10 protein-coding genes are annotated in these 12,585 nt (G+C 54.3%); 5 read left to right on the top strand and 5 right to left on the bottom strand.

All coding sequences use genetic code 11. The annotated features are described in order from the left end of the window. Nucleotides 1-46 precede the first annotated feature (46 nt). Nucleotides 47-718 (top strand): ligase-associated DNA damage response endonuclease PdeM, encoded by a 672-nt coding sequence (gene pdeM / locus PsAD46_RS08870; protein WP_193758274.1) that lies wholly within the window; start codon nucleotides 47-49, stop codon nucleotides 716-718. Nucleotides 719-782: 64 nt separating this feature from the next. Here pdeM and PsAD46_RS08865 read toward each other — a convergent pair whose 3' ends face one another. The 3 genes from PsAD46_RS08865 to PsAD46_RS08855 form a co-directional block, all read right to left on the bottom strand. Then, nucleotides 783-1,568, bottom strand: a complete 786-nt coding sequence (locus tag PsAD46_RS08865; RefSeq protein ID WP_063287329.1) for a TIGR02186 family protein — start codon at nucleotides 1,566-1,568, stop codon at nucleotides 783-785. Further along, nucleotides 1,565-2,494, bottom strand: a complete 930-nt coding sequence (locus tag PsAD46_RS08860; protein ID WP_063306656.1) for a sulfite exporter TauE/SafE family protein — start codon at nucleotides 2,492-2,494, stop codon at nucleotides 1,565-1,567. Before PsAD46_RS08860 ends, PsAD46_RS08865 begins: the two co-directional genes overlap by 4 nt. A gap of 157 nt (nucleotides 2,495-2,651) precedes the next feature. Next, nucleotides 2,652-7,265 carry a peptidoglycan-binding protein gene (locus tag PsAD46_RS08855; protein ID WP_063306615.1) on the bottom strand — a complete coding sequence of 1,538 codons (4,614 nt, stop codon included), beginning with the start codon at nucleotides 7,263-7,265 and terminating at the stop codon, nucleotides 2,652-2,654. Nucleotides 7,266-7,742: 477 nt separating this feature from the next. Between PsAD46_RS08855 and PsAD46_RS08850 the strand changes: the two genes are divergently transcribed. Next, the gene (locus tag PsAD46_RS08850) at nucleotides 7,743-8,189 is read left to right on the top strand and encodes a MerR family DNA-binding transcriptional regulator (protein WP_057464950.1); all 447 of its coding nucleotides are present in this window, start codon (nucleotides 7,743-7,745) and stop codon (nucleotides 8,187-8,189) included. A gap of 139 nt (nucleotides 8,190-8,328) precedes the next feature. Here the strand turns inward: PsAD46_RS08850 and PsAD46_RS08845 are convergent, their stop codons facing one another. Together PsAD46_RS08845 and PsAD46_RS08840 are read right to left on the bottom strand one after the other, a co-directional pair. After that, a complete protein-coding gene (locus PsAD46_RS08845) occupies nucleotides 8,329-8,637 on the bottom strand; it encodes an antibiotic biosynthesis monooxygenase (RefSeq protein WP_063287327.1) in 309 nt (102 codons plus the stop codon). Between the two features lie 29 nt (nucleotides 8,638-8,666). Next, on the bottom strand, nucleotides 8,667-8,987 hold the full coding sequence (locus PsAD46_RS08840; RefSeq protein WP_063287326.1) for an NIPSNAP family protein: 321 nt from the start codon (nucleotides 8,985-8,987) through the stop codon (nucleotides 8,667-8,669). Between the two features lie 135 nt (nucleotides 8,988-9,122). On the opposite strand from PsAD46_RS08840, the gene PsAD46_RS08835 reads away from it, so the two are divergent. The 3 genes from PsAD46_RS08835 (at nucleotide 9,123) to PsAD46_RS08825 (ending at nucleotide 12,584) form a co-directional block, all read left to right on the top strand. After that, complete coding sequence (locus PsAD46_RS08835; RefSeq protein WP_063292179.1) at nucleotides 9,123-9,803, top strand: winged helix-turn-helix domain-containing protein; 681 nt, start codon at nucleotides 9,123-9,125, stop codon at nucleotides 9,801-9,803. A gap of 245 nt (nucleotides 9,804-10,048) precedes the next feature. Then, entirely contained in the window at nucleotides 10,049-11,845 is a 1,797-nt protein-coding gene (locus PsAD46_RS08830; RefSeq protein WP_063306614.1) for an acyl-CoA dehydrogenase C-terminal domain-containing protein, read from the top strand. Between the two features lie 100 nt (nucleotides 11,846-11,945). Beyond that, entirely contained in the window at nucleotides 11,946-12,584 is a 639-nt protein-coding gene (locus PsAD46_RS08825; protein WP_063306613.1) for a glutathione S-transferase, read from the top strand. The last annotated feature ends 1 nt before the right edge of the window (nucleotide 12,585 follow it).

The following is a 12,585-nucleotide window of genomic DNA, read 5'->3' as shown; positions in this document are numbered from 1 at the left end:
ACGAGTAGAACCGAGTTATCGTCAACCTATTCCTGTATGCCACGACTTGTCTCTCGCAAGAGAACTTGTTGGCCTTCACGACAGTGGAGCCCTGTGGTGGCCAGAAGAGCGGACCCTTGTGGTGTCCGATCTCCATCTGGAAAAAGCAGCCAGCATTGCCAAGAGCAAGGGCCTGATGCTGCCTCCTTATGATACAGCCGCTACACTGGAAAAGCTCTCCGCCCTGATCGATCTGTTCGATCCGCGCCGCGTGATCTGCCTTGGTGACAGCTTCCATGACTGCGAAAGCTCCGAGCGCATGCCTGCGGCGTATCTCGCCATGTTGGCAACCATGCAGCTGGGACGGGAGTGGATCTGGATCACCGGCAACCACGACCCTGAGATTGCCCGGCACATTTGCGGTGAGCGCTATCAAGAGCTCTCCATCAAATCCCTCAGTTTCCGGCATGAGCCGAATGAAGAGGCTGAGCGCGGCGAGATTTGCGGGCACTTGCACCCAGCCGCCAAAGTGCGCCGCATGGGCCGTACCATTCGCAGAGCCTGCTTTGCGACCAACGGCAACCGCCTTGTGTTGCCAGCCTTTGGTGCGCTGACAGGTGGCCTGAATGTGATGGACAGAGCTTTTTCTGATGTGTTTGCCGAGAAGCGGTTCTCGGTGTTTATGCTGGGCAACGGGCGATTGTTCCCATTCACTGCCTCCAAGCTCCTCAGCGACTAACAAAAAAGGCCCTTCTGATTTGAGGGCCTTTTGTTTTGTCTACCTCGCTGAACGCTTTCTCTTCCTAATCTTTCTTGAAGATCACGCCTGCGAGCCAGCCGGTGAACAGGGCCAGAATGATAGCCAGTGCGCCGTAGACTGCCGGATGTTGCCGGGACAGGTTGAATGTCACCTGCTCAAAGCCTGTTTTCGCCACGGTCAGGACTTGCTCCTGCTGGTCCAGCAATACGCCTCCGCTGAAGAGGAAGGTCGTGACCTTGTAGTCGCCTGTCGGGATGGTGGCTGGCAGGTCCACGGTGGTGGAGAACAGGGTCGGGCTCAGGAAGTTGATGGACTTGGACATCTGCGAATAAAGGCCGTGCTGGACACGGGAGCGCAGGAACGCTGCCTTGAACGCATTGCGCTCTAACGCTGGCGCACGGGTGCCCAAGGCTGCAAGCGGCAGGTGTTCCAAACCAATGCGGTACTGTTTGAGCCAGTCGTCTGATGCGATGTTGCGCAGGTCATCCGTTGCATGGACGGCGTAGAAGCTTGGGACAGCGATATAGGTTTGTGAGGTGGCGTTGATCCAAAGGCCGACGATACGATCCTTACGCCATGTGGTGACTCGCTCCAGCGGGCCTTCCACAACGACGACCACATCCTGATTGCCGGTTCTGGAGACGGTTTCTGCGTCTCTGGCGATCTCTCCGTAAACGAGGATCTGCGTTCCGGTGAAGTTGGAGGTGATGGCCACGTGAGAGGACGAGACGGCAGACACGAGCTTTTCAGCCAGAGCGGGTGCACCAGAGATGAGTGCCAGAAAGAGGACTGTCAGCAGTGTTGTGAGTGAGTGGAGCGCTCGTCTCATTTGGCTGGCTCCTCAATCACGCTGACGGAATAGAGGTCTTCCGGTTCCACAATCAGATTGAACGCGAAGCGCAGGCCGACGAGCAACACCAGCAGGCCGAGGCCGAGGCGCAGGTGTTCACCGCGCATGCCCTGCCCCACCTGAGCGCCGAACTGAGCGCCAATCACGCCGCCGATCATGAGCGTCAGGGCGAGCACGATATCAACGGACTGGGTGTTGATGGCATGCAGGAAGGTTGCCACGGCCATGGTGCCGAGGATTTGCAGCAATGAGGTACCGATGACGATGTTGGCCGGTACGCGCAGCAGGTAGATAAGCGCTGGCACCATCATGAAGCCGCCGCCGATGCCGAGAACTGAGCCGAGGAAACCGATGGAGCTGCCGATGCCGAAGATCGGGATGACGCTCACATAGAGTTTAGACCGGCGGAAACGGACCTTGAACGGCAGGCCATGCACCCAGTTGTGTTGTCCGGGCTTGCGGCCAGCAGGTGCTTTCCCGCTTTTGCGGCGCATGATGGCCTTCATGGATTCACCCAGCATCAGCACGCCGATGGTGCCGAGGAAGGTGACGTAGGCCAGCGAGATCACCAGATCCAACTGCCCGAGGCTGCGCAGGATGCCAAAGATCCAGACGCCGATTGCCGAGCCGACGATACCTGAACACAGCAGAACACCGGCAAGTTTGAAGTCAATGCCCGCTTTGCGCCAGTACGACAGAACGCCGGAGGCCGAGGAGGCAACGATCTGTGTGGTGACGGTTGCAACAGAGACCGCTGGCGGAATTCCGGAGAAAATGAGCAGTGGCGTGAGCAGGAAGCCGCCACCAATGCCGAAAAGCCCTGAGAGGAACCCGACGGTTCCGCCCATGGCGAAGATCATAAAGACATTAATCGGCAGTTCTGCGATGGGTAGATAGATCTGCAAAATGGCACCGCGGGTCACTCAGGTGACCTGACAGTGCGCCCCGAGTCACCTTTTATCCAACAACATTGTAGAGTGTTAAGCGCCATTCCAGACGCTCTGTCAATCTACGCGGAGCAGCAAGTGCAAATCTAACCAGAAATCCCCTAGTAACGTGAAATTATATGGTCTGAGAGGCCAGCGCCGTCATCAGACGCCGGTCAGGTTCACCCGTTGCTTCCATTCCCAAACGCGCCTGCAAACTCTTGATCGCGCGCCGTGTATTAGGTCCCATTACACCATCTGGGTTGCCTGGATCATACCCCATATCGAGCAAGGCTTGCTGTATTTTTTTCACAGATGGAGAACCGGCCTGTGAAACTGTGGTTTTCGGCTTGCCGGACCACTTGGTGTCGATCATGACTTTGTTGGCTGCAGGATCAACCGGCTTCATCTGATAGGTCGCGACCGCTTCCAGAGCCTGTCCGTGCTGGCGCTTAGTCAGGCTGGCGGCGACTTCATCGCGTTTTCCGGCGGCGTCATCGTCCCCTTGCAGGGCTGCGAGGGCGAACCACTTGTAGCTTTCCACCAGATCCTGCTTCATGCCAAGGCCACGCGCTGCAAGGATGGCAAGGTTGAACTTGCTGTCTGCTACGCCATGGTCAGCAGCGATGCGGAACCATTTGACGGCGGAGGTGTAATCCGGTTTGCCATCAATGCCCTCTACGAAGAGAACAGCGAGGTTGTGCATGGCTTTGATGTTGCCTTGCGCGGCTGCCAGGGAATACCAGTCCCGTGCCTGTGCCAGATCCTTCTCAACACCGCGGCCTTTTTCATAGAAGCTGCCGAGGCGGTATTGCGCTGGTGCCAACCCTTGCGCTGCCGCTTTGCGGTACCAGTCCGCTGCTGCACCCAGATTGGCGGGAACCAGATTGCCCTCAGTGTAGCGGCGTGCGACTTCGAACTGGGCGGCAGCTTCGCCAGTGGCGGCGGCTGTGCGCAGATCAATCGGGCCGATTGCATATGGCAGATCGTAGGCGGACTGTTTTGGAGCAACCTGCTGAACTGGCTGCTGCGGAATGATTGGTGTCACCTGCTCTCCAAACCCAGAGGCGGTTGCCTGTGTGGTTGGAACGCTTGCCGTTGTGATCGGATCAGCGGCCACATTGGAGGCAACTTTTTGAGCTGGCTGTGCTTTGCTATTTCCCCCGCCAATGTCGGTTGCCTGACCAAAGATCAATTCTTTGGTTGGTTCGGACGGTGCGGTGGCGGAGCCAGACTGCCAGATGCTTGTGGAACTGACGGGTGAAGGTAACTCTGCCCCAGAGGGCATGGAGGATACACGGCTGACAACATCAGGCGCTGCAATTGCGTCTACACCACCGCTCAGCAGGGAGGAGTTGTCTTTGCCTGGCATTGGTGCATCTGGCGCCATGATGCTTGGCATTGTGTCAGATCCTGCAGTGTCAACGCCGTCTGAACTGGAGAACAGACCTGTGTCGAACACCCGCAACGCGCCGATGGTCAGAAGAAGAGCTGCAGCTGCCAGCATGATTGCACGGCGGCGGTTGGATTTGCTTTCCTTCTTCTTGCCTTTTGTTTCTGTTTCAACTTTGCCCAACTCAACAGGTGCAGCAGACAGATTGATCGGCTCTTTCACCGCAGTCTCTGTCTCGCTTACGATGTCTTCTGAGCTTAAAGAAATAGGTTCTTCAGCCACCTGAAGTTTGCTAAGAACCTCAGCCGTTGCAGCTGCCTTTTTGGCGCGCAGGTTTTCAGGAACCTCAACATGTTTGGTCCGGTTCGGGCTGATGTAGTCACGCAGACGGCGTGCCCGTTCTGGTGCTTTGCTCGTGCCGGATGCTGGCTTTTCTTCTTCCTGCTTGGCTGTCTTCACTTCTTTGGCAGCTGCTTTTGCAGCACGGCGGGCCGCTGCTATGAAGTCTGCTTTACGGTTACGTGGACCTTCCGGTTCCGCCGCGGCAGAAGCCTGTTCCGCTGTGTTTCCTTTGCGCCCCATATTGAAGGCGCCCAGAATGCTGCTGATTTGCGTGTCGCCAACCAGTTTCTGGTGTTCGTCGGAAATCTCTGTGTTGCCAATGGCGTTGCGGATGCTTTCCAGATTTTCCAGGCGATGGGAAATGGTGCCCAGCACATCGCGCACATCTTGCAGAGCATGCTGGTCTACATCGTCTTTCTGGCCGGATGCTTCCAGCAGGGACTGCAGGTCAAGACGCAGCGCAGAAATAGCGGCTTCAACTGCCTCACCCTGCTCAGCGCCATTACCCAGAGCCAGATTGTCTGTTGCAGCCTTTACTGCATCCTGTGCGATCTGCTGCGCCTTATCCACCATGTCGGTGTGAAGGCCTTTGATCTCTTGCTCGATGGTGCCGAAGCTGTTTTCCAGATTGCCGATCGCACCAAACTGGGTTTGAGACATATCCAGTTTTTGAGAAAGGTCTGCGATCTGCTGTTCCAGACGATCGATCTCAACATCAGAGGACAGGCCAGACGGGCTGGAGATGGTTGCAGCCAGCTCCTGCAGTTGGGATTCAATATCGCCTGAGGTTGCCAATGCACCGATGTGGCCACGTAGTTCTGCGATCTCAGCGCGGATCATGGACATTGCTTTGTCGGAGGAACCGGCATGCGCACTGTCTTCAACCATCTGGGTCAGCGTCATTACACGCTGTTCAAGACGGGCAAGAGCCGCACTTTCGTTCTCGTTCAAAGCAACCTCGAAGGAGGTTTCCGTCAGGCGGACTTCAATGTCATCCACTTTGTTGCAGAGATGGTCGAGGCGACCTTCAATGGACGAGAACGCCTGATCGAAGCCTGTTGTGGCTTCCGGACTTTTCTCCATGCGGTCCAGCTTTTGGCCGATATCAGAAAGGCGATCTTCCAATCGGTTCAGTTGATCGTTGTTGCCTGCTTTTTCCGGGCCTTCAGCCAGAATGTTGGAGATGGAGTCCAAACGGCCATGCAGACGGTCAATCACTTCGCCATCAGGCATGCGCGTTTCAACGCTGCTGAGGCGAGACTGAATATCACGCTGAATTGCAGAGAAGTGGTCCAGCTCATCCATACGGGCTGTCAGGAACCGGATGCGCTGATCCACATCATGGATCATGCGGCCTGAATCCAGACGATCAATAACTTGTCTCAGCTGAGCAACTTCATCGCGGACAACTTCCAGACCAGCGGTGCCGGAGCGCAGCAAAACATCTTCCAGACGGTCACCCATGGAGGACAGACGGTTTTCCAGCGAGTTGAGCTGATCAACACGAGGCAGCTGGCGGATTTGGTTTTCCACCTCAGCCATCCGCTCAGACAGGCTCTCGTAAATCGCCGGATCGACATTCTTTTCTGCCAGTTCCTGCAAGCGAGACTGGATGGATGCGTGCGCCATGCTCAAAGCATTGAGGCTGTCCTCAATGTCAGAGCGGGACAGCGCAGATTTCATCTGCTCCAGTTCGTGGCGCAGTTCTTTGAGCAGCAGGCCGTTGCCCTCTTCATCGCGCAGGCGTCCAATAATCTCAGAGAGCTGCGAGCGATTGTCGGAGGTGCGGTCCATCATTTCGTCGCGCAGGCTGTTGAGCTGTGTCTGCATGCCATCATGCAACTGCTCAAAGCGCGCCTCATCTGGCTCGCGCAACGTATCAAGCTGACTGGCCAGCTGCTTGAAGTGGCCATCAATCATTGTGTTGAGTTCAGAATATTCCGCAGTTTGTGCTGGCTGCGGTGCTGCTGGTCTCTGGCTCTGCCGTGCTTCCACACCGTGCGGCATTGCACCTGCGTTGAAGCGAGGCTCCATCTGCGTGACCGGCGGACGAGCATAATCTTGCGCGGCGGGTGCCCAGTTCTGCTCTACAGGAGCTGGTTTCGGCTCCTGCATAGGCGCAGTATTTTCAGCTTTTGGCGGAACACCCTTCCCTTTTTCATTTTCGTTATGAGCAAGGGAGTTCAAGCGTTCATCCAGGGCGTTCAAGGCATCAAGCACAGAGCTGATGCGCTTTACCTTGGAATTCTCCGCGTTTGGATCTTCGTCCTGTCTGGCCACTGGTTCGGCCCATTCCTGCTTTTCCGGCTGCATAGGGGCAGCAGGGTAAGCGGATGGCTGATGCGCACGCGGCTGCATTGGTGCAGGCTCAGCATATTGCTGGGCACGGCGCTGCGGCGCATAAGCTTCAGGAGCCTGTGGTAAAGGAGCCTGTTCCTGTCTGCGCATAACTGGCGGGCGCGGATGCAGGAGCGGATCACGAGAAATACCAGCGCGTGCATACAGGTGCTGGTCGGCAGACGGATCGTACTGATCCTCATAGGCATGTGGGCTTGTTGACTGGTCAAGACCGGATCTCAGGTCAGAGCGGTGCCATGGATCACGAATTTGGGGATCACGATTTTGGGGATCACGAACTTGGGTGTCACGAGTATGTGGGTCGCGAACATGAGGATCACGCGCATGCGGCGCATGCATGTGTTGATCACGTGCACGTGGCTGTGGTTCTACATGAGCGAGGGGTGTACGGCCTTCAGACTGCATCAGGCGGCTTAGTGCCTGCGCAACTTCGTTCATCGCCGCTTCCTGAGACGTGGTATGAGGTTGTCCGTAAGGTTGCTGCGCCGCTGTACCAAATTCATCAGAATAGGGAGAATGGGCCGCATGCCTTGCTGCTGCAGGATTATGTTGCGCCATTCCACTTTCCTCCAACCACTTTACGTGGTCTGCATCCAGCCCTTCACCAAAGGACTTGTCTGAAGCGGATTTTCCAAATTCTGGTTTATTCCAAGACATGCCTGAAGGGCCTCATAAAACTGTCCGGACCGCGCCATGTCGTCTTTCCCTGCCCAAATCACATTATAAAAATAAACGTCAACCACTTTACGTGGTCTGTGAGTGGGTCAAGAAACGAATCACTTTGCGGTTTTGCACCGGTCTTAAAACTCGTAGGACTAGTTTTTTACTCGTTAGGGTAAATAGCGGGTTAATAGCTCGAATTCTGCGTGAAGAGCCCTTAAGGAATGTGAATTACGGCGGTTATCATGCAGATACCCTGCTATTTCAGGGAGTACGGAACAAACTCATGAAAATAATTCGTGTCCCGATTTACTCGAATTAAGGGTTATCAAGCCGCGCACGCTGGACCTACGTGTTCTTGCCAATGTATAAACTTGATGGAAATTGCGCGGTGCATCATTTAGCATGTACTTAAGTACGGATGTCGTACATTAGAGGCAGTGTCGTGAGAGCAAAGAAGAACAGGTCAAGCAGATGAGCGAAGCCCTACATATCAATGAGATGATTGTTGATGTTGTTGCCAATGAGCTGGGTAAGGGAAAGAAGACACAGTTTACCATTGGCGACCTGGCAAAAGAATTTGATGTTACCCTCCGCACTCTTCGATTTTACGAGGACAAGGGCCTCCTGAATCCTAAGCGTGACGGGCTTAATCGCATTTACAACCGTCGGGATCGTGCGCGTTTGAAGTTGGTCTTGATGGGAAAACGTGTTGGTTTTTCTCTCACTGAAATCCGCAGTATGCTGGATCTTTATGATCTGCGTGACGGTCAGGTCACCCAGCTTGAGGTGGCACTGAGCCGCTTTCAGGAGCAGATTAAAGTGCTTGAAGGTCAGCGCGCCAACATTGATGAAGCGATTGAAGACCTGCAGAGAACCGTCACGATTGTTGAAGGTATGCTGCGCGAAAAAAGAGGCTGATTTTCAGTCCGGTCAGGTGGGGCTTTTACCCCACCTTTTTGATTTATAGCCACTTATAGGCACCTGAATTTATTCATGAAGAATACGTTCAATATTTTTCACCTATAAAATACCGGCATATCTCCCGAACTTTCTTAATTTAATTGTTATCCAAGCCATAATCTCGCAAAACGCTTGCCACGCGGATGCGATACTTCTGGAAATATTCATTTTTTCCCAGTTGCTGCGCCTCCTGATGCTTTTCCTGAGTGCGCCAGCGTTTCACGGCTTCCTCATCCTCAAAAAATGACAGTGACAAAATTTTCTCAGGATTGGTGAGACTCTGAAATCGCTCAACAGAGATAAACCCCGGGATTTTCTCCAGTTCAGGCTTAATTGAGGCGGCCACATCCAGATAACTGGCTTTGTGGTCTGCGAAGGGTTCAACTTCAAAAATAACGGCAATCATGCTGGGAACTTTCACGGCTTGTTTGGCGATTACGGCTTTGCATGCGGCGTGGATGCAAGAGTGAGAAACGTTCTGTCTTCTTTCAGGATGAACTTTTCTCTCATAGCGAACTCATAGTTTTCGCGCCCGAGCGGGTCATTTGCAAGAGTGGCTCTGTATTCTTCATAGTGAGCCAAGCTTTGCACATTGTAGATGCCATAGGCCAATGTGGTGGAACCTTCATGAGGGGCATAGTAGCCAATCAAGTCCGCTCCACAGCGCGGGATCGCCTGCCCCCAATTGCGCGCGTATTGTTGGAATTCTGCCTTTTTCGTCGGGTCTATCTGGTAGCGGATGACACAGGTGAGCATCACAAATCTCCGGTTCAGTTCGTCAATGCCCCCGGTGTAGCAAGCTGGTCTGCGCTATTGTTTCGATCGTGATCGAACTATCAATTTTGCGTGTGTGCTATAGTCATCGAGCAGAATTCAAGAATGGAGCCCCACATGAAAGAAGGTCCAAATATTGCCGGGATTGCCGCACTCATTGGAGATCCGGCACGGGCGAACATGTTGCAGGCTCTTATGACTGGCGTGGCGTTAACGGCCAGTGAGCTGGCTCAGGAGGCTGGTGTCACGCCTCAGACCTCCAGTTTTCATCTGGGACGGCTGGCGGAGGCCGGATTGGTCACCCTGCGCAAACAAGGACGGCACAAGTATTACAACCTGGCGGATGCTGATGTTGCAGCTTTGCTGGAGGCCATGAGCGGGATTGCCATGCGCTCTGGAATGACCCGTGTGCGGACCGGGCCAAAGGAGCCTGCCCTGCGCAAAGCCCGTATCTGCTACAATCATCTGGCCGGAGAGTATGGGGTGCAGGCCTATGACAGTTTGCTGGCGCGAGAGTTTTTGGTGGAAGATGGTGAGCAGCTTCACCTCACCGGAGACGGTCGATCCTTCCTGAGTGAACTGGGCGTGGTGTTACCGGACAAGGAGACCAAGCGGCGGCCCTTGTGCAAATCCTGTCTGGACTGGAGTGCACGGCGGTCTCATCTGGCAGGAATTGCGGGCACCTCCCTGCTCTCCTTCTTTCTGGAGCAAGGCTGGGCCAAGCGTGTGGACGGAAGCCGCATAATCGAGTTTTCCAAAAACGGCGATTCTCGCTTTCACGCCATATTTTCCCTTTAAAATTGAGGGGCAGACAAAGCTTACCCGTCACTTTCATAGTACCAGAGGCAGGGTCCACTAAGATTTCACAGGGAAGTTATCAGGTACAAACCCGCAGGATTCCGCGGATACGTACCTACCCCTAAGAAATTACACTTGGGTATAACTTGCCGCAGGCGCGAGGGCGCTCTATATTCCGTCACAAGTTGACGTTTACGCAAACGTTAAAGCCATGCCTCTAAGGTTGGTCGGAAGGAAAAATTGCTATGCCGAGTTATAGTGCTCCCGTCGAAGACACTCTCTTTTTGCTCAAAGATGTTTTGGGTTACGAAAAACATTCCAACTTGCCCGGGTTCTCCGAGGCGACACCGGATCTGGTTGAAGCCATCTTGAAAGAAGGCGCAAAGTTCTCTGAGGAGATCGTGCAGCCGCTGAACCATTCTGGCGATAAAGCTGGTTGTATCCGCCATGATGATGGCTCTGTGACAACGCCTCCAGGCTTTAAAGAAGCCTACAACGCCTATGTTGAAGCTGGTTGGGGTGGTCTGTCCGTTCCTGAGCAGTATGGTGGTCAGGGCCTTCCGTCCATCTTCTCCGGCATTGTGAATGAGTACATCTGTTCGGCCAACATGGCGTTTGCCATGTATCCGGGCCTGACAGCTGGCGCGATGGCTGCTCTGCATACGCATGCAAGTGACGAGATCAAGGACACTTACCTGCCTAAGATGGCAACCGGTGAGTGGACTGGCACCATGAACCTGACCGAGCCGCATTGTGGTACGGATCTGGGCATGCTGCGCACCAAGGCTGTTCCGCAAGCGGATGGCTCCTACAAGATTTCCGGCACAAAGATCTTCATCTCTGCAGGTGACAATGATCTTTCCGAGAACATCATTCACCTCGTTCTGGCTCGTATCGAAGGCGCTCCTGCCGGCACCAAGGGTATTTCCCTGTTTGTTGTGCCGAAGAAGAAGCTCGATGCAGACGGCAATCCGGGTGAAATGAACGGCGTTTCCTGTGGCTCCATTGAAGAGAAAATGGGCATCCACGGCAATGCAACCTGTGTCATGAACTATGACGATGCGACTGGTTTCCTCGTTGGTGAGGAAAACAAAGGCCTGCGCGCCATGTTCGTGATGATGAACGAAGCGCGTCTTGGCGTTGGTATTCAGGGCCTGTCCCAGTCCGAAGTGGCTTACCAGAACGCAGTTATCTACGCGAAGGATCGCTTGCAGGGCCGTTCCCTGACCGGACCTAAGGCACCAGATAAGCCAGCTGACCCAATCATTGTGCACCCGGATGTGCGCCGCGTGTTGATGACCATCCGCTCCTTTAATGAGGCAGCGCGTGCTCTTTACATGTGGACTGGCCTGCATGGTGATGTCTCTCATCTTTCCGAGGATGAAGCTGAAAGACAGTCTTCTGACGACATCATGGGTCTTCTGACCCCAGTGATCAAAGGCGTTATCACCGATAAGGGCTTTGACAACGCTGTGATGGCTCAGCAGCTTTACGGTGGTCATGGTTACATTCAGGAATGGGGTATGGAGCAGTTCGTTCGCGACGCTCGTATCGCCATGATCTATGAAGGTGCCAACGGCATTCAAGCGCTTGATCTTGTTGGCCGTAAGCTGCCAGCAAACGGTGGCCGCGCTATTCAGGCATGGTTCAAAGAAGTTGGCGCGTTCATCAAAGAGCATGAAGGCGACGAAGAGCTGAGCGTTTACACCACAGCGCTGAAGCAGTCTTTGAAGGACCTTCAGGCCGCGACCATGTGGTTTATGCAGAACGCGATGAAGAACCCGGACAATGCGGGTGCCGGATCCAACGACTACATGCACCTGTTTGGCCTTGTTGCCCTTGGTTACATGTGGACCAAGATTGCGATTGCAGCAAAAGGTAAAATTGCTGAAGGTGCAAACGGCAAGGAAGACTGGCTGAACACCAAACTGACCCTTGGTACCTTCTTCATGGAGCGTATCATGCCGGAATCTTCTGCTCATCTGGCCCGCATCTCCACCGGTGCGGACACAATGATGAGTCTGGATGCAGAAGCGTTCTAATCACTTTATCGCAACTCAAGGGCCCGGGACCTATCCCGGGCTCTTGTCCTGCCCTATTCTCAATCTGATATATTAAACTGACAGATTTTAGGAGTGCGATATGGCGGAATATGAACTTCAGTGTTTTGCGCAAAGCGGCAATGCCTACAAGGTTGCGCTGATGCTGGAGCTTTCCCAGGCATCATGGACCCCGACGTGGGTGGATTTTTTCAATGGTGCGACCCGCGATCCTGAGTTCCGCAGTGAGCAGAACGAGATGGGGGAGATTCCCGTGCTGATCCACGGGGAAACACGGCTGACCCAGTCTGCCGTGATACTGGAATACCTTTCCCAGCAGCTTGGCACATTTGGCTGGGAGAGCGAGGAAGAACGCCGGGAAATCCTGCGCTGGCTTTTCTGGGATAACCACAAGCTGACCAGCTATGTGGCAACCCTGCGCTATATGCGAGCCATGGTGAAGACCGGTGAGACCGATGTGACCCGCTTTTTTGAAGGCCGGACCATCGCCACGTTGAAGGTGCTGGACCAGCGCCTTGCGAACAATGACTTCCTTGTTGGAAATCGCCCAACAATCGCAGACCTTTCGGTGTGCGGATACTTGTTTTGGCCAGAAGAGATTGGTGTGGACTTCGGCCCTTATTCAAATGTGAATGCATGGCTTGAGCGGATTAAGGCCCTGCCCCATTGGGTAGCCCCTTATGACCTGATGCCCGGCCACCCCTTGCCTACACCAGCCTGAC

Source organism: Pseudovibrio sp. Ad46, from assembly GCF_001623065.1.
GTDB lineage: Bacteria > Pseudomonadota > Alphaproteobacteria > Rhizobiales > Stappiaceae > Pseudovibrio.
This window is presented reverse-complemented; position numbering and strand designations above follow the sequence as displayed.

Coding starts and splice junctions, on each gene's coding strand:
- PsAD46_RS08865 (WP_063287329.1), bottom strand. CDS start 1,568: ATGAGACGAGCGCTCCACTCACTCACAACACTGCTGACAGTCCTCTTT.
- PsAD46_RS08855 (WP_063306615.1), bottom strand. CDS start 7,265: ATGTCTTGGAATAAACCAGAATTTGGAAAATCCGCTTCAGACAAGTCC.
- PsAD46_RS08850 (WP_057464950.1), top strand. CDS start 7,743: ATGAGCGAAGCCCTACATATCAATGAGATGATTGTTGATGTTGTTGCC.
- PsAD46_RS08845 (WP_063287327.1), bottom strand. CDS start 8,637: ATGATTGCCGTTATTTTTGAAGTTGAACCCTTCGCAGACCACAAAGCC.
- PsAD46_RS08840 (WP_063287326.1), bottom strand. CDS start 8,987: ATGCTCACCTGTGTCATCCGCTACCAGATAGACCCGACGAAAAAGGCA.
- PsAD46_RS08835 (WP_063292179.1), top strand. CDS start 9,123: ATGAAAGAAGGTCCAAATATTGCCGGGATTGCCGCACTCATTGGAGAT.
- PsAD46_RS08830 (WP_063306614.1), top strand. CDS start 10,049: ATGCCGAGTTATAGTGCTCCCGTCGAAGACACTCTCTTTTTGCTCAAA.
- PsAD46_RS08825 (WP_063306613.1), top strand. CDS start 11,946: ATGGCGGAATATGAACTTCAGTGTTTTGCGCAAAGCGGCAATGCCTAC.